The organism is Olleya sp. NP1-10, from assembly GCF_055804415.1.
The window spans coordinates 1,699,752-1,720,406 of sequence record NZ_CM147840.1 but is presented as its reverse complement, the minus strand read 5'-3'; the positions used below and the strand labels follow the sequence as shown (position 1 = coordinate 1,720,406).

Annotated in this window: 22 protein-coding genes and 1 pseudogene; 12 read left to right on the top strand and 11 right to left on the bottom strand. The window is 29.3% G+C overall.

All coding sequences use genetic code 11. The features are described from left to right. Positions 1–2 precede the first annotated feature (2 nt). The gene (locus AC0L4B_RS07915) at positions 3–824 is read right to left on the bottom strand and encodes a glycosyltransferase family A protein (protein WP_473439296.1); all 822 of its coding nucleotides are present in this window, start codon (positions 822–824) and stop codon (positions 3–5) included. Positions 825–860: 36 nt separating this feature from the next. Between AC0L4B_RS07915 and AC0L4B_RS07910 the strand changes: the two genes are divergently transcribed. Then, positions 861–2,003, top strand: coding sequence for a glycosyltransferase (locus AC0L4B_RS07910; RefSeq protein ID WP_473439295.1), 1,143 nt, complete (start codon positions 861–863; stop codon positions 2,001–2,003). Between the two features lie 4 nt (positions 2,004–2,007). Here the strand turns inward: AC0L4B_RS07910 and AC0L4B_RS07905 are convergent, their stop codons facing one another. From AC0L4B_RS07905 to typA, 8 genes are all read right to left on the bottom strand, one after another. Continuing rightward, a complete protein-coding gene (locus AC0L4B_RS07905; protein WP_473439294.1) occupies positions 2,008–3,312 on the bottom strand; it encodes an O-antigen translocase in 1,305 nt (434 codons plus the stop codon). Beyond that, a complete protein-coding gene (locus tag AC0L4B_RS07900; RefSeq protein WP_473439293.1) occupies positions 3,313–4,413 on the bottom strand; it encodes a DegT/DnrJ/EryC1/StrS family aminotransferase in 1,101 nt (366 codons plus the stop codon). Next, positions 4,406–5,251 (bottom strand): FemAB family protein, encoded by an 846-nt coding sequence (locus AC0L4B_RS07895; RefSeq protein WP_473439292.1) that lies wholly within the window; start codon positions 5,249–5,251, stop codon positions 4,406–4,408. The genes AC0L4B_RS07900 and AC0L4B_RS07895 overlap by 8 nt, the downstream gene beginning before the upstream one ends. A 290-nt stretch (positions 5,252–5,541) precedes the next feature. Beyond that, positions 5,542–6,699, bottom strand: a complete 1,158-nt coding sequence (locus AC0L4B_RS07890; protein ID WP_473439291.1) for a sulfatase-like hydrolase/transferase — start codon at positions 6,697–6,699, stop codon at positions 5,542–5,544. 181 nt (positions 6,700–6,880) lie between these two features. Further along, positions 6,881–8,260, bottom strand: a complete 1,380-nt coding sequence (locus AC0L4B_RS07885; protein WP_473439290.1) for a class I SAM-dependent methyltransferase — start codon at positions 8,258–8,260, stop codon at positions 6,881–6,883. Further along, positions 8,260–8,460 carry a hypothetical protein gene (locus AC0L4B_RS07880; protein ID WP_054851772.1) on the bottom strand — a complete coding sequence of 67 codons (201 nt, stop codon included), beginning with the start codon at positions 8,458–8,460 and terminating at the stop codon, positions 8,260–8,262. The genes AC0L4B_RS07885 and AC0L4B_RS07880 overlap by 1 nt, the downstream gene beginning before the upstream one ends. 53 nt (positions 8,461–8,513) lie before the next feature. Continuing rightward, the gene (locus AC0L4B_RS07875) at positions 8,514–9,284 is read right to left on the bottom strand and encodes a nicotinamide mononucleotide transporter family protein (protein ID WP_028606792.1); all 771 of its coding nucleotides are present in this window, start codon (positions 9,282–9,284) and stop codon (positions 8,514–8,516) included. Between the two features lie 3 nt (positions 9,285–9,287). After that, the gene (typA, locus tag AC0L4B_RS07870; protein ID WP_028290336.1) at positions 9,288–11,087 is read right to left on the bottom strand and encodes a translational GTPase TypA; all 1,800 of its coding nucleotides are present in this window, start codon (positions 11,085–11,087) and stop codon (positions 9,288–9,290) included. A 222-nt stretch (positions 11,088–11,309) separates the two neighbouring features. Between typA and AC0L4B_RS07865 the strand changes: the two genes are divergently transcribed. The 5 genes and pseudogenes from AC0L4B_RS07865 to AC0L4B_RS07845 all read left to right on the top strand — a co-directional run bounded on the left by AC0L4B_RS07865 (position 11,310) and on the right by AC0L4B_RS07845 (position 16,638). Beyond that, positions 11,310–13,067: a hypothetical protein gene (locus tag AC0L4B_RS07865; RefSeq protein ID WP_473439289.1), complete on the top strand. Its 1,758-nt coding sequence runs from the start codon at positions 11,310–11,312 to the stop codon at positions 13,065–13,067. 11 nt (positions 13,068–13,078) lie between these two features. Then, positions 13,079–13,711: an ATP-binding cassette domain-containing protein gene (locus tag AC0L4B_RS07860; protein WP_473439288.1), complete on the top strand. Its 633-nt coding sequence runs from the start codon at positions 13,079–13,081 to the stop codon at positions 13,709–13,711. Next, positions 13,708–14,901 (top strand): hypothetical protein, encoded by a 1,194-nt coding sequence (locus AC0L4B_RS07855; protein ID WP_473439287.1) that lies wholly within the window; start codon positions 13,708–13,710, stop codon positions 14,899–14,901. Before AC0L4B_RS07860 ends, AC0L4B_RS07855 begins: the two co-directional genes overlap by 4 nt. A gap of 31 nt (positions 14,902–14,932) precedes the next feature. Beyond that, a pseudogene (kdsA, locus tag AC0L4B_RS07850) lies at positions 14,933–15,750 on the top strand (3-deoxy-8-phosphooctulonate synthase). A 24-nt stretch (positions 15,751–15,774) separates the two neighbouring features. Further along, positions 15,775–16,638: a hypothetical protein gene (locus AC0L4B_RS07845; protein WP_473439286.1), complete on the top strand. Its 864-nt coding sequence runs from the start codon at positions 15,775–15,777 to the stop codon at positions 16,636–16,638. 3 nt (positions 16,639–16,641) lie between these two features. On the opposite strand, the gene AC0L4B_RS07840 is transcribed toward AC0L4B_RS07845, so the two are convergent. Both AC0L4B_RS07840 and AC0L4B_RS07835 read right to left on the bottom strand, forming a co-directional pair. After that, complete coding sequence (locus AC0L4B_RS07840) at positions 16,642–16,989, bottom strand: DUF1801 domain-containing protein (RefSeq protein WP_473439285.1); 348 nt, start codon at positions 16,987–16,989, stop codon at positions 16,642–16,644. A gap of 8 nt (positions 16,990–16,997) precedes the next feature. Next, complete coding sequence (locus tag AC0L4B_RS07835) at positions 16,998–17,372, bottom strand: hypothetical protein (protein WP_473439284.1); 375 nt, start codon at positions 17,370–17,372, stop codon at positions 16,998–17,000. A gap of 146 nt (positions 17,373–17,518) precedes the next feature. Between AC0L4B_RS07835 and AC0L4B_RS07830 the strand changes: the two genes are divergently transcribed. From AC0L4B_RS07830 to AC0L4B_RS07805, 6 genes are read left to right on the top strand one after another with little or no spacing between them, the layout of a single operon-like run. Beyond that, on the top strand, positions 17,519–18,133 hold the full coding sequence (locus tag AC0L4B_RS07830; protein ID WP_473439283.1) for a hypothetical protein: 615 nt from the start codon (positions 17,519–17,521) through the stop codon (positions 18,131–18,133). 29 nt (positions 18,134–18,162) lie between these two features. Beyond that, positions 18,163–18,456, top strand: coding sequence for a winged helix-turn-helix domain-containing protein (locus AC0L4B_RS07825; RefSeq protein WP_028606785.1), 294 nt, complete (start codon positions 18,163–18,165; stop codon positions 18,454–18,456). 42 nt (positions 18,457–18,498) lie between these two features. Beyond that, positions 18,499–18,981, top strand: a complete 483-nt coding sequence (locus AC0L4B_RS07820; protein ID WP_473439282.1) for a hypothetical protein — start codon at positions 18,499–18,501, stop codon at positions 18,979–18,981. Beyond that, complete coding sequence (locus AC0L4B_RS07815) at positions 18,978–19,610, top strand: SanA/YdcF family protein (protein ID WP_473439281.1); 633 nt, start codon at positions 18,978–18,980, stop codon at positions 19,608–19,610. The genes AC0L4B_RS07820 and AC0L4B_RS07815 overlap by 4 nt, the downstream gene beginning before the upstream one ends. Then, positions 19,610–19,996, top strand: coding sequence for a ribosomal maturation YjgA family protein (locus AC0L4B_RS07810; RefSeq protein ID WP_473439280.1), 387 nt, complete (start codon positions 19,610–19,612; stop codon positions 19,994–19,996). The genes AC0L4B_RS07815 and AC0L4B_RS07810 overlap by 1 nt, the downstream gene beginning before the upstream one ends. Next, the gene (locus AC0L4B_RS07805; RefSeq protein WP_473439279.1) at positions 19,983–20,654 is read left to right on the top strand and encodes a DUF1361 domain-containing protein; all 672 of its coding nucleotides are present in this window, start codon (positions 19,983–19,985) and stop codon (positions 20,652–20,654) included. Before AC0L4B_RS07810 ends, AC0L4B_RS07805 begins: the two co-directional genes overlap by 14 nt. The last annotated feature ends 1 nt before the right edge of the window (position 20,655 follow it).

The window sequence follows — 20,655 nt, the reverse complement described above, 5'->3', positions numbered from 1 at the left end:
ATTTATTTTTTTAGCGATTTATATTTTTTTATTCCTGATAAACCTACTTTAAATTTTCTAAAAATTTGACTTGTAGTAATTTTATTTTGATGAAAAAGTAAATATAGGTGATGTAGTAATTTAAAACATGAAAAAACTCCATAATACTTACAAAACAAGGCACTCACGCCAAAAATATTTTTATCAGTAGCATCTAATTGTCCGGAACTAAATACAGGATGCGACAAAATTATTTCAGGTTTAAATCGAGATTTTAGATTAAGTTTTAAAGCATCACGCATAAAGATATACTCGTCTGCTGTTTCAAATATAGACCCTAAACCAAAATTGATATCAAACAATAAATTACTTGATAGAATTTTTCCTCTTTTAAAGGAAATCACTACAGAGTTTACAGACTTAATAGAGTTTAAATCATGCTTCGAAACTTTTGGATAGGCTTTGAATAACTCTCCATCAAAGTTTTCCATTTTAAAAGTTATAATAGCAGCTTGCATATCTTGTAAATGAGCCTCTAAAATTAAATAATCAAAATTAGATTTGAATTTAACATCATCGTCTACAAACAAACAAACATCTCCTGTTGCCTTTAAAATTGCAAGGTTTCTACTTTTGGACAATCCCTTTTCAAAACTATTAACAACCTTTATGTTTTCTATATCTGAATGTAATAGGTTAGCTTCTGTAGTTTGATTAACTATTAAAATATTAAAATTTCTGTAGTCACTAAACGGAAACAAATCTGCTAAAAAATGCAAAGATGACCGATTCATTGTTGCAATTAGCAACTCTAAATTAACATCTTTTATTTCAGCATTACCCATTAAAAATTATCTTTGAAACAAATGTATAAAATATAAATGAGGATTTTATTAGTTGGGGAATACAGTAGACTCCATAACTCTTTAAAAGAAGGGTTGGTCGCTTTAGGACATGAAGTTACAATAATTGCTTCTGGTGATGGATTTAAAAATTATGATGTTGATATTGACATCTCTTCAAAGCTTAAAAATGTACGACTATTTTCGTTTTTAAATAAAATGTTCACCAGATTCTTTAGACTCAATTTTATAGCAGTTGAAAATGCTTATCGTTTTAAAAAACAGCTTCCTAAATTAAAAAACTACGATGTAGTACAGTTAATTAACGAAGACGCATTACATGTCAATCCAAAACAACAAATTAGACTTTTAAAGCAATTAAAAACTCAAAATAGAAAACTGTTTTTACTCTGCTGTGGAGATGACTATATTACCATAAAGTATTACTTACAAAACAGGATTAAATATTCTATTTTGACGCCATATTTAGAGGATAAATCGTTGAAAGGAAAATATAATTACTCACTTAAATACCTTTCAGATTCTTATAAAAAATTACATGATTTTATTATAATAAACAGCTATGGTACTATTGCAACAGATATTGACTATCATTTACCCATGCAGTCTCATCAACATTATTTAGGATTGATTCCTAATCCAATAAACATAGATATTATAAATTATCATCCTTTAAACACTAAAGGCAAAATTGTAATTTTTCATGGTATAAATAAATTATCAAAAATTAAAAAAGGAAATATTTATTTTGAAAAAGCACTAACTATTATTAAATCCAAACATCCTGATAAAGTAACAATCTTATCTAGTGAAAACGTACCCTACAAAACCTACATTAACTCTTACAATAGTGCACATATTATTTTAGATCAAGTGTTTGGATTTGACCAAGGCTACAACGCATTAGAAGCAATGGCTAAGGGTAAAGTTGTATTTACAGGTGCAGAAAAAGAATGGTTAGATTACTATAATATTGAAGCTAACACAATTGCAATAAATGCACTTCCTGATGTAGATTATTTAGTACAAAAATTAGAATGGTTAATTCTCAATCCTAGTCAAATTGAAACTATTTCGAAAAATGCACACGCTTTTGTACTTAAAAATCATGACTATAAAACTATAGCTAAGCAATACGTCCAGACATGGAAGAATGCTTAACGTTTTATTCTACATTTTTTTCAGGTATGACACCAAATAACGACGAGTAAAAAATCAATAATATTATTGCATAATACAATACATAGGTTACAAAATGCGCCATATTAGCACCAACTAATCCAAACTCGTCTATTAAAATTTTACTTGTAAAATAAAGCACTACTACTGAAAATGCTTCGGTTATTATATAATGCCAAAACATACGTTTTGCTAAAAACTGATAAGCTATAACAATTGACAAAACCTTGATAAAATCTCCTAATAATTGCCAAAAAAACAAATCCTGAACAGGCATAAACTCTTCTGTTAAAACAACTCTAACAATAAAATGTCTTAAGTAATAAATTACAATTAACCCTAATGCAAAAATTGGAATGATGGTTTTATAAAAACTAAAAACTTCTTTTCTAAACTCCTTTATGTTATCAATCTCTGAAAATCTTGGTAAGATATACAAAGTCAATAACGAACTGATAAACAATAAATAATACTTAGAGATACGATTCATTGCTTCCCAAAAACCAGCTTCCTTCAAACCTATATTATCGATAATATAGGTTCTAATTAAAATAGCTACAACTGGTAATATTATTGCAGAAAACAAAGCCATACCAGAATAAGAACCCAATTTTTTAGCAAAACTAAAGCTAAAATTACTAGCTTTAATTAATGTAGTTACATTACGTCGATTTAAAATACCGACTACTGTTATCAAGAATATTAATGACTCAGTTGTAACAACAGCTATTAAAGCGCCATCTATCTGTTCTAGCCAAATCAATAATATTGTAACTATTGCACCTAAAACTTGTCCAAAAATATTGAATACTATTAAATATTTATATTTTGAAAATCCGTTTAAGATTGAAAAAGAAAACATATTTAACGCATAAAACGGTAACGCTACAGCAAAAATCTTAATGACATAAGCATAATTGTTATCTTTTGTAAATATTAACTCATTTACATAGTCTGCCTTAAAATATACTATAAAACATGTTAAAAGCGACATTATAAATCCTAAGTAAAAAACAGTCGATAATGTTTTACTAAGTTGCACAACATCATTTTTAAACTCGGCTATATATTTTACAACACCTTTATACAGCCCTAAAATAGATAATGATTGTACAGATCCTACAAAGTTTCTTAAATTACCAACTAAAGCCATACCTTCTGACCCTACAAAAATTGCAATAAATTTAGAAGTTATAAATCCTGCTATTATTTTTATGATAACAGAGACTGAATTAAGCGAAGCAACTTTAACCAGAACATTATTACTTATGTATTCTAGGATTTTTTTCAATTAATAATTATTAATTATAGTTATTATTTTATTGACTTGATCTTCACTCATTACTGGGCTAATTGGCAAGCTAACACAAGTGTCGTGAATTTTTTCTGTTATTGGAAGTTTTAAATCATTAAATCGACCAAGTGCTTTTTGCTTGTGTGGTGGTACTGGATAATGTATTGCAGCTTGTACTAAATTAGCTTCAAGGTAGTCCATAAATTCTTTTCTATTCTCTACTAAAACCACAAACAAATGAAACACATGATTATCCGAACCATCATAAAAAGGCAACGTTATTTTAGTGTTTTTGATATTAACTAAATAACGCTTTGCTATTGTTTTTCTATTTTGATTGTCTTGGTCTAAGGCTTGTAATTTAACAGATAAAAATCGTGCTTGCACATCATCTAATCTGTTATTTACACCTAATCTTTCATTTTTATATTTAGATATTGTTCCGTAATTACGTAATTGTTTCACTACTGTAGCTAATGCGCTATCGTTTGTTGTTATCGCACCTGCTTCACCTAAAGCACCTAAGTTTTTACTTGGGTAAAAGCTAAATGCTGCAGCATGACTTAAGCTACCTGCTAATTCGCCTTGACTATCTTTTGCTCCGTGTGCTTGTGCAGCATCTTCAATTAATAATAAATTATTATTTTCTGCTAATTCTAAAATAGCTTTAGCATTTGCTAATTGTCCATACAAATGAACCATCAAAATAGCTTTTGTATTTTTAGTGATGTGTTTTTTATATTGATCAGCACTACAATTAAAGGTTGTTATTTCTGGATCTACAAACACAGGAATTAATCCAACTTCTAAAATTGAAATTATTGATGCTATATAGGTATTTGCTGGCACTAAAACCTGATCTCCTATTTGTAGTTTACCTAATTCTATATAGGCTTTAAAAATTAATATTAAAGCATCTAGACCACTACTAACACCTACACAGTGTTTAATGTTACAATACGTAGCAAACTGAGATTCAAAATTTAAAACACCTTCTCCTAAAACGTAATGTCCAGAATTTAAGAAGGATGTAAATTGATCTTTAAAATCGGTTTCAAATCGAAGATTAATTTTATGTAAGTCTAAAAATTTAATCATTACAATTCATTTTAAAAGTGTCCTGAAAATATATCTGACAACCTAACTCTTCCTTTTGTTTTAAAAGTCCTTCATTTATGCCAAGCACACTATCATCCATTACAGTTCCCATTGAGAAGTATTCTTTACCTTCAGCTTTATATTTTTCAATTAAATATAAAAAGAGATAATCTAATGCTCTATATTTTTCCCCAGGACCTGTAGTTGCACCATATTGAGATTTAACTACATTTTTTGTTTCAAAAATCGTTATTCCTGCTAACAATTCTCCATCTTTAATTATATTAAATTGCTTGATATTATCAGGAAAATTATCACTTAATTTTTCAATTTCTTTTAATGTATGCACAGGTTTTACATTATGCTTCTCTCTTAACCTTGGAGACAAAACCGTATTCCAAAAAGAGGTAAACGACTTTGTTTCAACAATTTCAAAATTATAAATCTCTCCTTTTTTGTAATGTTTTAATTTAGTTTTATGTATTTGTAATGGTTGAGAATAATCTATTGCCAATACTAGCGCTCTACTTTTTAACATCGCTTTTCTAGTCAATACAAAATCTAAATATTTAGCTGAAACTTTATAATATATCTGAGGAATTAATTTACAATAAAACCAATTAATATGTTGTGATTTAAAATACGTTTTTAAAGCCTCTACAACATCAAAAACAAAATTTACTTGTGTTTTATTTAGAAACACCAAACCTCCATAAGTTAGACCTTGATGAGAATAAATACTATCATTACTTTTATTAGCAGGAAGTAATGCTACTAGAGTTTCGTTTTTATAAATCATCAACGAAAAATCTGTAAATCTATCTTTATGATATTCCATAAAGTCACGATTAAAAAGAAATGTTCCGTTTATTGACTTTGAAACAAAAGTATTCCAAATAGAATATTGATCCTGCTTATATGGTTGTATCGTGTAAATAACAGCTGTTTTTATTAAGAAATCGAAAATACTAATTAATCTTCATTTAAATTACTTTTAGTTAGATAATGGACTAAACACGGTATTTCCTTCTGCATCAATATATTTATAGACTCCAAATGGAGCACCTTTATCAATAATAATATAACTACTGTCTTCCTCTAGATAATTAAGGTGTTTTTCGTCCTGACTTAGGTAAGAAAATAAAATCCTAAAAAGTTAACTGGTGTTTTAAATTTATAATCAAAATTTGGTGATTGATCATTCCATTTTACAGACAACATAGCGCTATAAATAGAATAAATTAATTCCTTATCGTCTACCCTTGTTGCTGACTCCTTGGTATTATTAAAGCCAACAAATCCTCCATGATCTGCACTAATTATAATTAACGCATTTTTGTCTTTGTTTTCTATTATTTCAATAGCATTTTTTAGCCAAAGATTAGTTTCTTCTAAACGATTTAAATAAGCTATTCTTTCTGACTTTTTATTAGCCCAATCTGCAGACATATTTGTTATATGTGATGGTAAAAGTTTTTCAATAAAATAAAAACTAGGTGACACCATTTCTTGGGACAGCACCTGCTGCAAATCTTTTAACACTTCTTTTTTAACCGAAAACCCTTTATCATTGTAGGCAATCTCACTAGGATTAATATTACAATAATCATATCCCATTTTTGGTCTGTTTACTAAAAAGTAAGGATGCTCTAACAATAAATGAGTTTTATAATTGTTCTTTTTTAAAATTTGCAAAACAGGATTATCAGTTACTATTATTTGTCTAGCATTAATCAATTCATTAAAAGCTTTTACAGGTTCAGAATAATAATGATGTTTCATAGCAAAAAGAGAACTGTTCGAGCTTAGAGTAGAGAAATAATTACTCCTATAATTTTTATAGTTTTTAAAGCCATTAGTTTTTAGGTAATTATTAAAATTTGAATTATCAAAATCATAATACCCTTTATCTAAAACATCTACATTTACATAACCATCCACTTGAATCATATAAATGTTTGGCTTGGTTTTAAAAGTCACATTTTTAATAGCATCTGGTTGATCTAACCACTGATTACTATAAGATAAATGTCTCAATAGTATTGGTATTAGCATAACGCTTGACAGTAATGCTAATAATAATTGAAACACCACTATTTTTTTTAAATATTTACCAAAAGCTATTGCACAAATTATTGATAATAATGCAATAAAAAATAAATATTTAAAACTAGTTCCTACCGAACTAATCATTAACAAATAACCAAACCATAAGATGTTAAAACCTAAATATAACTGCTTATTATATGTCTTTAAAAAAGTTGTTTTTATTAGAAAAAAAGACATACTTAGCATTACAATTACAGGAAAGACTAAATAAACTAATAAAAAAAGAAAAATTGATACAATGAATTAACCTGAGTGAAATTTGAATTATAATAGTAAAACATTGGATATAATCCTGAAGCTAAACCTACAATAACGGGGTAATCTGCTTCACTATTTACAAATTTCAGAATACTTTTTTTCATTTAACTTTCATTAAATATAGCACACGATGTGTGTCTACGATGTGTTGCTTTTCAAAAATTTGAAAATAATTTTTGTAACTATTTTCAAAATTATCTTCATTATAAAAATCAAAATACGCTTTAAAATCGGTTTTGCTGTTTAATAAACGTTGTACCCAAGAATCTTCTCGTTTAGGAAATTCAATAATAAAATCTTTTGAAAACGAAGCAAAAAACCTAGCAGACATGTCAAAACTAACATTTCCGCTTAATGACATATGATGTATTACAGCTAAAGCCAATGTCGTATCAGGAGCAAAGTCTTTGATTCTTTTTAAAAACGAAAATCGCTCTAAATTATTAAAACCTATACTTGCTGAAGGATTTAAAACATCTAAAACAAAAGGCGTGATGTAACTATCTTTATTTGTATTTATAAGTTTAAAATTGTGGTCTACAGCATTATTATCCATATCACAAACTAAAGCATGTTGCAATGATGCTTTTATTTTTCTAACAAAAGTGCCATCATTACCACCAATATCTATAAGTGTTTTAGTGTTTAAATTATCAACCCATTGGTTAATTATTTTTGACTTAAAGTCGAATGAACTATCACTATAATTAATCTTTTTATAGTAATTACCCCATTCGCTACTTTCTTTTAAATTCAGCTTTTTTATATAATCATACAGGCTTTGTACAATATTTAACTGTGCTTTTTTACTTAATGTGCTTGCTTTTGTTTCTCCTTTATAATCTTGGTTATGCTTATCTTCAAACTTGGCTAAAAGATGAATATTTGAATACAAAAAAGGATTCAATTTAGTCTTAAACGGAAGCATAGAAGCTAACATTTTAAGAGGAATGCCATCCATAAAATTACTTATAAGTTTTAAAGACTGTGAGCCATGATAATGTGCTAAAACTAATGGTCCTAAAAAATGAGTTATAAATTGCTTGTAAGCTCTCCAAGGTGAGTTTTCTATATAAAAATCAAAAGACAACGTGTCTATAAAAACAGCTTTACCCTTATTAAAAGTAACATTAAATGCAGAAGCGTCTTTTAAAGTAAATCCATGCTCAATAGCAAATTTCTGAAGCTTTAAAGTTAATAATGCTGCCGCTTTGTATTGATTAAAACTCCACTCATAAGGGTAAGTAATAAAAGAGATTTGTTCTGGTTGTAAGACTATTTTTTCTGAAGACGAAAAAACTTCGTCGTGTTTAACTAGTAATTGATTATCAAATAACTGTTTAAAAAAACCAGAATCTTTTAAGGCTAGATATTGCTTAAAGTAAATAGGATTAATTTGTCTTTTAATAATTCCATTTTCAAGAAAAACAAAACCAGAGGGATCTTTATAGGACGCAGTATGATTAGTTATATTGGTCACTAGTTACTTGTGTTATCTGTATCAGATTCTTTAACATTTATATCGTCAAACAAATCATCATTATCTTTTTTAGCTAACCCAAAAAAGGCTTTGACTTTATACAAAATGTTTTTTGAAAATAGCAGGATTGCTGCTACTGCTGCCACAATAGACTGAATAATCATTGCACCTAAACCTGGATCAAAATAAAGACTATACATTGTTTGTTTTTTGTAAATATAAACAATGTAATAATGCTTTTAAAAAATAGATACTATTTAACGTTTGGATTTTGTTTTATATCTCCATTTAAACGCCAATCAAAAAAAGTAAGGGTTGAGTTTATAATATAAAACACATATTTTACAATATTTGCAATATTACCTTGAATTACATTTTTTATAATTTGTGCTAAATTATAAAAGGACCAAGTTAAAAAGGTTTGCTCATATTTAAAGGCTGTACTTATATTTCCAACCAATGATATACCAAATATTATAGCTACTGTATGCTTAAAAAACTGATTTTTAATATTAGTTCCAAACCAATAAAACCCTAAAAACACAAGTGTATAAGACACTATAAAAGCCAAAGCAATTAGCAGCCAATACTTAGCATCTGCTTTTTTTACTTGCTCACCTTCGCTCCATTTTTTTGTAGCTAAAATAGCTATAATAAAAGTTAATGGATAGGTAATAATAGCAGAGTGATTACCAAACAAATAATCTATTATTCCGGAATTAACGGTTGTAAAAACACCTATTAAATTACCTAGATTTTGTTGTTTAACAATCATTCTTGCTGCTAGTAAAGACACTACAGCACCTAATGTAGACAATAAACCAATTGGAAAAGCGCCTTTAGATATGTAGTCACTAAAACTAGAAAGAGGTACCCCAAATTGGATACCTCCTTGATAATATATAGTTTCATGAAAACCTCTGTAAAAACAGATAACAGTTACCAAAACCACACCAACAATATCAATATATTTAGAGTGTACTACACGTCTAAGTGTTGGATTTGGTAACTGTATTGGTTTCAAATGTTATGCAATCTTGTTTCTTTTACGATCGTTTTCTGTTAACCAGATTTTACGTAAACGCAAGTGATTTGGTGTAACTTCAACATACTCATCTTTTTGTATGTATTCTAAAGCTTCCTCTAAACTAAACTTGATAGCTGGTACAATTTTAGCCTTATCATCTGCTCCAGAACTACGTACGTTACTTTGCTTTTTAGCTTTAGTAATGTTTACAGCCATATCATCTTGACGAGAGTTTTCTCCGATTACTTGACCTTCGTAAATATCTTCTCCTGGTTCAACAAAAAACTTACCTCTATCTTGTAATTTATCAATAGAATAAGGAATTGCTTTACCGTTTTCCATAGATATTAATGATCCTGATATACGTCCAGGAATATCACCTCTTAATGGTTGGTACTCTTTAAAACGGTGTGCCATAATAGCTTCACCTGCAGTTGCTGTTAATAATTGGTTACGTAAACCTATAATACCACGAGAAGGAATTAAAAACTCACAGATCATACGATCTCCTTTAGTTTCCATACTTAATAATTCTCCTTTACGTAATGTTACAAATTCTACAGCTTTTCCAGATACTGTTTCTGGTAAGTCAATAGTTAATTCTTCAACTGGTTCACATTTAACACCATCAATTTCTTTAATGATTACTTGTGGTTGTCCAATTTGTAACTCATAACCTTCACGACGCATTGTTTCGATTAAAACAGATAAGTGTAATACACCACGTCCAAAAACCATAAACTTATCAGCAGTATCAGTTTCTCCTACTCTAAGCGCCAAGTTTTTCTCTAATTCTTTTTCTAAACGATCTTTAATGTGTCTAGACGTTACATATTTACCGTCTTTACCAAAGAATGGAGAATCGTTAATAGTAAATAACATACTCATTGTAGGCTCATCAATTGCAATAGATTTTAAACCTTCTGGGTTTTCAATATCTGCAATAGTATCTCCAATTTCAAAACCTTCAATACCTACAACTGCACAAATATCTCCTACTTGTACACTTTCTACACGTTTACGTCCTAAACCTTCAAATATAAAAAGTTCTTTAACTCTACTTTTAGCAACAGTACCATCTCTTTTAACTAACGAGATTTGTTGCCCTTCTTTTAATTCACCTCTTTGTAATCTACCAATCGCGATACGACCTGTAAAAGAAGAGAAATCTAAAGATGTGATTAACATTTGTGTTGTTCCTTCATCAAACTTAGGTGTAGGTACATGCTCTACAACCATGTCTAATAATGGCTCAACGTTATCAGTTTCAACTTTCCAATCTTCACTCATCCAGTTATTTTTAGCCGAACCGTAAACTGTTGGAAAATCCAACTGCCACTCCTCTGCTCCTAACTCGAACATTAAGTCAAATACTTTTTCATGTACTTCATCTGGAGTACAGTTTTCTTTATCAACTTTATTTACTACCACACATGGTTTTAAACCTAAGTCAATCGCTTTTTGTAATACAAAACGCGTTTGAGGCATTGGTCCTTCAAAAGCATCAACTAATAACACAACACCATCTGCCATGTTTAATACACGCTCTACTTCTCCTCCAAAATCGGCGTGACCAGGTGTGTCAATAATATTAATTTTAGTGTCTTTGTATATAACAGAAACGTTTTTAGAAGTAATTGTAATTCCTCTTTCACGTTCTAAGTCGTTATTATCTAAAATTAAGTCTCCTGTGTTTTCGTTTTCACGAAACAATTGACAGTGGTACATAATTTTATCAACCAACGTTGTTTTTCCGTGGTCAACGTGTGCAATAATTGCAATGTTTTTGATATTAGCCATAATTGTGCCTTATTTTAAGCGTGCAAATGTACTTAATTTTTATCGAAAAAACAGCTTAATTTTTTTTGATAAATTTTTAAAAATAAATGTAACATTTTTATAAGAAGACACACAGATAGTTATGTTAACTTAAGGTAATGGTTTGATATTTATTTTGTTAAAAATATTATATTATTAGTTTTGTTGACATATTAATCAATATCCAAATTTTATTCTTAAAAAATGAAAAAATTATTATCCCTTCTTACCATCACCTTTTTGTTTGCAAGTTGTAGCAAAACCATTGACGAAGCTTACCTTGTACCTAAAGACGCTATTGGTGTAATGTATATTAACTTAGAGTCTTTATCAAAGAAAAGTCAAGATTTAGACTTTAGCAAACTAAGCATAAATACCATAATTGAAGATAAAGCACCTAAAGAAATCAAAGAATTTGTAGATCAATTAATGTCACAAGACAATATTAACAACACTTTTAGAAAAGAATACATCTTAGGTTTTGGGTCTTTTAAAAGAATGTCTGGAGTTGGTGGTTTAATACTACCTATCAAAGATGCTGCATCATTTGAAGCCTTTATTAAGCCAATTATAGATAAGTTAGATAATCTAGAAAAAGAAGACAATGTTGGTAAAAACAATGCTTACACAGTATATTCTAACAGAGAGTTTGCTATTGGTTATAATGATAAAACTGCTTTAATTATTGGCGCTAATAATTATGCTGCTGCAGAATTAAAAGATTTAACAGACCTAGAGAGACAAGAGTCTATTTTAGCAACCAACTATTTTGATGACTTTTTTGACACAAAGCAAGACATTGGTCTTCATGTAACCTCTACACCTTTAGGAGATACTTTTAATGGTATACTAAATACCTTCTCTGGATTTGATATTGATTTAGAAAACAATAACATTACTTATTACGGAAGTTTTGAAAACGACCACTTACATACAGATACTAAGCTAAAATTAAATAATGATATCAAATCTTTAATAGCTTATGACAAGTATATGACTACATCATACAGCAAACCTATGCTAAATGCATTACCTAACGACCCATTGGTTGTGACAAAAATGTCCATTGATTTTGAAGCATTTTATGAGCATATTGTTAGCCTTCAAGACAATAAATTACTTCCAGTTCAAGTTAGAGAAGAACTTAAAAAAAACATGGAAAGATCAGATCGTGAAGCGTCTAAAGAAATTGGAATGACTACTTCTGACTTTACTGCGTTATTTGACGAAACTATAATGTTTGCCTTAACAGAAGGTAAAACAGTAAAAGATTCGGTTTACAGTTATAATTATTATTCAGGTGAAGAGTCTTATAAATTAATAGACAAAAAAGTACCAAACATGTATGGTGCAATTGCTATTAAAGATAAATCTAAAGTTTCAAACTTTTTAAGTCTTATTAAAGAAAAAGGAGCGCCTTTACAAGAAATTAGTAAAGATTATTATAGAGTAGACAACGAAGCTTTTGTGGTAATTACTGACGATTTAATTTTGATTACTAATGATGAAGAACGTGCTAGCCAAATGAAAAATAATGGTCAGTTAACTAATAATATGTCAGATTTTAAACATAAAGACAAATTATCACACTCAATGTATGTGTATTCTAAAGGAAACATTGGAGCAATTACTAATGACTTTTCAAGTTCATTAAGTAACATGTTCAATCCTTATGGTCGCTATAACGCATACGACAGTAATAATGCAATGAGTAAATTATCCGAAACAAGTAATAAACTATATGAAAAATATTATGGTGAAATTCATTATTTTGTAGACGTTGATGGTAGTGAGTCTTTCCTATACACTAAAGGTGGTAAAAACTCGTTAATACAATCTATCAAATATGGTGACGAATTAGCTAAAACTATGAGTACATTTGAAGATGATCTAAAAAAAGAACAAGAAGAAATGACTGAAGAGGTTATTGAGATAGAAGAAGTTGAAGAAACAACTAACTAATACAAGCTTAAGTGCATATAAACATACAATCTATAATACCAGATTTTTTTACTCCAGCTTCATCAGAAGTCTGGAGTAAAAATTTTGAACTACTCCCAAATTCAAAATATCTAGTCAAAGCAGTTTCAGGAAGCGGAAAAAGTTCTTTTTTTAATTTCCTTTATGGATTAAACAATAAATTTTCGGGTACCATACAATTTGATAATTCTGCTATAGATTCATTGTCAGAAAACGATTGGACATCTTTAAGACGAAACAAAATAGCAATTGTGTTTCAGGGTTTACGTTTATTTCCAGAGTTAACAGCTATGGAAAACATTCAACTTAAAAACACTTTAACTAATCATAAAACTGAAACCGAAATCTTAGCAATGTTAGCACAATTAGACATCGATCAATTAGCTAATAAAAAAGCAGATACGTTATCTTATGGACAGCAACAACGTGTCGCAATTGTTAGGGCTTTATGCCAACCTTTTGAACTATTACTACTTGATGAGCCTTTTAGCCATATTGATAAAGCACAAATTACAAATGCTGTTAATTTAGTTAACCAACAAGCAGAAGCCAATCAAGCAACCCTAATTGTTGCTAGTTTAGGAGACACTTACAACATCAATTATACTAAAACCTTATTATTATGATTGATACACTATTAAAAAAACAAGTTGATAAATCTCAGCTTATCTTTTTTGCATTAAGCTCTAGTTTAGGTTTAGCAATACTATTAATAGTTATTCAATTATTTGTAGACACACGCTCAGTATTCAATTCTGAAAACGATTTATTAGGCAATCAAAACCTAATAATTTATAAAGATTTAGGACGTGATAATGCATTTACAGATCAAGAAATTAAAGAGCTACAACAACAACCTTTTATTAATAAAACAGGTGGCTTTACACATGGTACTTACCGTGTTTTAGCAAGTGTAACTCTACCTAATTACACAGGTATATCAACCGAAATGTTTTTAGAAGCTGTTGGAGATCAATTTATCGATATAAAAAGTGACGATTGGAAATGGCAACCAGGAGACAGAGAAGTCCCAATTATAATTCCTAAAAACTATATAAACTTATACAATTTTGGATACGCAGCAAGTACAGGAATGCCTCAGATTAATGAAAAAATCATAAGACAAATCCCAATAGACCTTAAGCTTACTGGAACAAGTAAAACCAAAATGTATCCAGCTTATATTTTAGATGCTTCAGAAAAAATAAATTCGATATTAGTACCAGAATCGTTTTTAAACCATACTAATAAAACGCTTAGTCCAAATAAAGCTAGTAAAATTTCTAGAATAATATTAGATGTCATCAACCCATCAGACCCAAAACTACTAGAATTTTTAGCATCCAAAAACTACAATTACTTATCAAACGATGTACAAAACTCAAAATTAAGTTATGTCCTAAAACTAATCTTAAGCGTTGTTTTAGCCATTGGATTATTAATCACATTTTTATCCATTTATTTAGTAGTTACTAACATTAACCTACTGATTTTAAAAAACAAACAAACCATAACACAGCTTCATTTTTTAGGATATTCTAAAGCTCAAATAGCTAAAGTATATCATAAAATTGCTTTTAAAATCTTAGGTGTTTCAATTATTATTGCTTTATTAATCAGTATCGGATGTAAGTTTTGGATTGCTCCTTATTTAGACATTTTACAAGTTGACGATACATTACTTACTATTGCTTACCTTGTTATTATCAGTATTATAATCTTTATTGGTTTGGCTGTATATTATCGTAAACATACCAATAGTAAAATCCAGCAAATGTTAAGACCAAACACAAGCCTATTAACTACTGAAAATTAGCGTATCTTTGCAGCCTAATTTATTTTAAATAATGACACTTCAAGATATACCAAAAATAAAACATACTGATAGTAAAAACTTTTTTTACTATGTGGACCTTGCGCTATTGAAGGCGAAGACATGGCTTTTAGAATTGCTGAAAAAGTAGTAACTGTTACCAATAAGCTAGAAATCCCTTATGTATTTAAAGGTAGTTTTAAAAAAGCAAACCGAAGTAGAATTGATAGTTTTACAGGAATTGGTGATGAAAAAGCTTTAGAAATCTTAGCTAAAGTTTCAGAAAAATTTGATGTACCAACTGTTACAGACATACACGAAGCTAGTGATGCTGCAAAAGCTGCACAATATGTTGATGTATTACAAATACCAGCTTTTTTAGTTAGACAAACAGATCTTGTTGTTGCTGCTGCAAAAACAGGAAAAGTTGTTAACCTTAAAAAAGGTCAATTTATGAGTCCTGAAGCTATGAAGCATGCTGTGCAAAAAGTAAAAGATGCTGGAAGTGACAAAGCCTGGATTACCGACAGAGGTACAATGTTTGGTTATCAAGATATGATAGTTGACTTTAGAGGTATACCTACAATGCGTCAATTTGCTCCTACAGTATTAGATGTAACACATTCGTTACAACAACCAAATCAAAGTGCTGGTGTTACTGGTGGACGTCCTGATATGATTGAAACGATTGCACGTGCTGGAATTGTAAATAATGTAGATGGTTTATTTATAGAAACACATTTTGATCCTGCTAATGCTAAAAGTGACGGAGCAAACATGTTACACTTAGATAATCTTGAAAATTTACTAAGCAATCTAGTAGCTATCAGAAAAACAATCAATAGCTTATAATTACCAAAATTTCTTTTTATTATAATGAAATATATAACGCTAAAACATTTAGCATTATTAAGTCTTGCGCTGTTTTCAACATTAGCGTTTGCCCAAAATAACAACGACACACAGAGATACACTGCTAACAATAAAGGAAAATTTTATATCAGTTGGGGAGGAAACAGAGAAACATTTTCTGAATCTGACATAAGGTTTCAAGGTGATGGATACGACTTTACTATTAAAAACGCTACTGCTGAAGACAAACCTAAAGGTTGGCATATAGATTATATTAATCCAACTAGAATGACCATACCACAAACCAATTTTAAAGCTGGGTATTTTATTTCTGACAAATACAATATATCACTTGGTGTAGATCACATGAAATATGTAATGAACAGAAACCGAAGCCAGAATGTAACAGGTTATGTTAACCTTCCTGCAGATGAAGAAGGGAGTGTATTTAACCAAGAATTTGATGGCAGTGAATATGTTGTGTCTGAGGACTTCTTAAAATTTGAGCATACCAATGGATTAAACTATGTATATGTAGAAGTCAATAGATTTGATGATATATCGTCTATATTTAAAATAAATAATACAGACAAATTTCAATTAAATATAACAGAAGGTCTTGGTGCAGGTGCTTTGTACCCAAAAACCAATACGACGCTTTTAGGTAAAGAAACTTATGATGAATTTCATTTATCTGGTTATGGAGTATCAGCAAGTGTAGGGCTAAATTTCACCTTTTTTAAATACTTTTTTATTCAAACCGATTTAAGAGGTGGCTATATAAACATGCCAGATATTAGAACAACTAGTAATGCTAATGAAAGTGCTTCACAACACTTTTGGTTTTTACAACGTGTATTTTCAATTGGTGGACGTTTTAGATTATAAAAACTAATACAAAGTTAACGCGTCTTTTAAAATAGCAATAATTACAGTATCTTGTATTTCATTTACAGATTGATACCTTAAAGACATCATCTTCTTTCTGTTTTCAGTAATATGATAAGACTTATATGCTGTAATCTGGTTTCCTTTTACAAAAGCCAAATCTACGAATTGCTTTTTATGACTGGCGTTTAAATAACAAAAAGGCATTCCGTTTACATAGTAAAACGGAATGCTCCATTTGTATTTTAATTCAAAATCTGTTATTGTGTGTTCTATAATAACCTGCAAATGCAACAAAATAGAACGATAAGGTTCTGGTTGCTTTATTATATAATCTTCAGCAGGATTCAATGGTTATACTATAAAATATGTAGTAAACTTAACACACCAATAGCTAACAAAGCTATTCCAATAATAGCTTTAAAAGGCATTAATACACCAGACACTTTTTTTAAAGTTTCTTCTAAAGCTGGTACTTTACTAAACACGTGAGTTAACAATAATAAACCACCTATAATACTAACAATCCCGTAAATTCTAAAACCACCAGATAATAGTCCAAGTATTGGTAACACTATTAATGCGCCTCCAATTACGGTCTGAAAAGGAGCTAAAACACCTGCAATTTTATTAAAAAAATTAGCGTCACCATCCCATTTATCAAGTGTTGCTAATCCTAATAACACACCTCCTGAGATGTTTGCGATGTCTAAAAGTAATCCTGTTAATGCCATAATAATATATTTTTTTAATTGGTTAAAGGATAAATTTATGAAAATAAACTACACCAAAGCACAAATGTTAAAATGAATATTAAGAAACTTTTAACTTGTATATTATTACAAATTAAAGTTACTTTGTAATTCAAAGTACTTTTACCATGAGCGATAAAGATTATTTAAAAGACATTAATGAGATTAAAAACTTAATGAATAAATCTTCAAGATTTATTTCTTTAAGTGGTCTTTCTGGGATTCTAGCAGGTATCTATGCTTTAATTGGCGCAACTGCTACCTACTATTTAGTCACAAAATATAGCTACGGAACTTTAACATTAGACGGTTGGGTGTTTAGAAGTGTATTTTTAATTTTAATAATGGTTGCTGTCTTAAGTTTTGTTACTGGCATGTTTCTAACAACAAAAAAGGCAAAACAAAACGGAGAAAGTATTTGGGATAGCTCCTCAAAACGTTTAATCTTTAATTTTTTAATTCCGTTAATAGCTGGAGGATTATATATTTTAATAATACTTAGCCAAGGACGCTATGGACAAACTGGTGGTTTAATGCTTATTTTTTATGGTTTAGCATTAGTTAGTGCATCAAAATATAGCATTGGTACAATAAAATATTTGGGCTTTACCGAAATTATTTTAGGACTAATCGCCACCCTTTATCCTGGTTATGGTTTTTGGTTATGGGTTATTGGTTTTGGAATAATGCATATTATTTATGGTACATATATGCACTTTAAATATGATGTAAAAAATAAGTAATATTTTTAGCTACCGCAGAAATTAAATAAATGAGCATAATTACTAACATCAATAAAGTATTTGACCATAGGATTAGACTTGGTATCATGTCTGTTTTAATGGTTAATGAATATGCAGATTTTAAAACATTAAAAGAATTACTTGGCGCGACAGATGGCAATTTAGCCAGCCATACTAAAGCTTTAGAAAAAGCAGAATACATAATTGTTGAAAAACAATTTATAGATCGTAAACCTAATACACGATATAGTGTGACCCAATTAGGCCAAGCCGAATTTAAAAAACATATTAATGCACTTGAAAAATTAATTAAAAAACAATAATCTTTTTTTAACTATTAACTTTGAAATACAAAGTACTTTAAAATGAAAAATAAACGTAAACAAATCATCGCTTGGCTATTCAAAGTCACACAATACATATATACAACATACTTCAAACGCAATGTCCCATGGAATATCAAAAAACAGCAATTATTAGAATTACCTCAGCACACCTTTGGTTACCATTTGGGTGCATTTTTAGATACTAATGGATTTGAATTAATCCCAAAAGCAGAACGTCATGATGCCTATCACGTCTTAACTGGCTACAACAGCAATGAGCAAGATGAAATTGCTTTGCAATACCTGTGCTTTGGTAATGGAAAACGCAGTTTGTATTTGTTTGGTGTAATAATCATAGGAACACTAATATTACCAGATTATTGGACGTATTATAAGCAATCTTATAGTATTGGAAAAAAGGCTAATTCCTTTTACAATCTAGACTATAAAGGTTTATTAAACAATTCTTTAACAACATTAAAAAGCACCATATTTACAAACCCTAATAACATAACAAAATGAAAACTTACATCAAACGTTTATTAACACTATCCATTATAATGATACTTGCTGTAATATTGGCAAACTTTCATATTGAATATAGCGCAGAAGGAAAACTGTTTAATACTATTGAAGATATCCCTAAAAACCGAGTTGGTTTAGTCTTAGGCGCAGGCAAATATGTTGGAGAAAGTAGTCGTGTTAATTTATATTACAAATACCGTTTAGAGGCTGCTTTTTCACTCTTTAAAAACAAGAAAATAGATGTTATTTTAATTAGTGGAGACAATAGTAGAGTTGATTACGACGAGCCTTCAACCTTTAAACATGATTTAATACAATTAGGAGTTCCGGAAGACAAAATAGTATTAGATTATGCTGGTTTTAGAACTTTAGACTCTATTGTTAGAGCCAATAAAATATTTGGATTAACCAATTTCACAATCATATCGCAACAATTTCATAATGAACGTGCCATATACTTAGCCAACAATAACCAACTAAATGTTATTGCTTTTAACGCAAAAGACATAAAAGGTAAATATGGATTACGCACTAAAGCAAGGGAATATTTAGCCAGAACAAAAGCCATTATAGATGTTATTATAAACAAACAGCCTAAATTTTTAGGTCCTAAAATAAAACTATAATGCCTTTAAAATTTAACTCTATATTTTTTGCCCTAACAATAACTTTATTAATTACAGAAATTGCTATTGCTTACTTTTTAAACAGTGGATTTATTCGTTATACTCTAGGCGATTTTCTAGCATCAATACTTGTGTATTGCGCCATAAAAACAATCTTTAAAACGTCCACAATTACTGTAGCTATTATTGCATTAATTATTTCATTTAGTATCGAATTTGCCCAACTTGCCAACCTACTAGATTATTTAAATTTAAGACATAACACACTAACATCCATAATACTTGGTAGTCATTTTAGTGTTCAAGATTTAATTGCTTATGCACTTGGTATAATAACTATTTATTTTGTTGACATTAATTACATCACGACTCATGAAAACTATTAGACATATTTTACTTACCCAATACAAAACAATACAATCTGTAATTTTACTAACAACATTTAGCATAGTATTACTACTACTTAGGATAAAGTTAACCAATACATATTATTTCATATTTTTAATTTGGAATTTATTTTTAGCAGGAATTCCTTATTTGATTAGTAGCTATTTGTCAGCCTATAATACTATAAATAAAGCTTCGTTGTTGTCAATTAGTTTTGTTTGGTTGCTATTTTTACCTAATGCTCCATATATAGTTACAGATTTATTTCATTTAAAATATAGCCATCAAGATTTAATTTGGATAGACACACTCATAATTATTGTATTTGCGATAACAGGACTAATTTTGTTTTACAAATCGACAAAAACAATGTGTTTAATTTTTGAGACTTACGTCGAAAAGAGAGTTGTTACATTAAGTCTACCAATACTATTTATATTGGTTGGTTTCGGAGTATACTTAGGTAGATTTTTACGATTTAATTCATGGGAAATAGTAAATAAACCTTGGACTATAATTGAAACAATTACATCCATAATTTTACATCCAACAACATATAATTATGCCTGGATATTTTCGATTGTATTTGGAGCAACTTTGTATGTTGGTTATTACATTTCAAACTCATCAACTTATAAAACAAAAAAAGCGTCCTAAA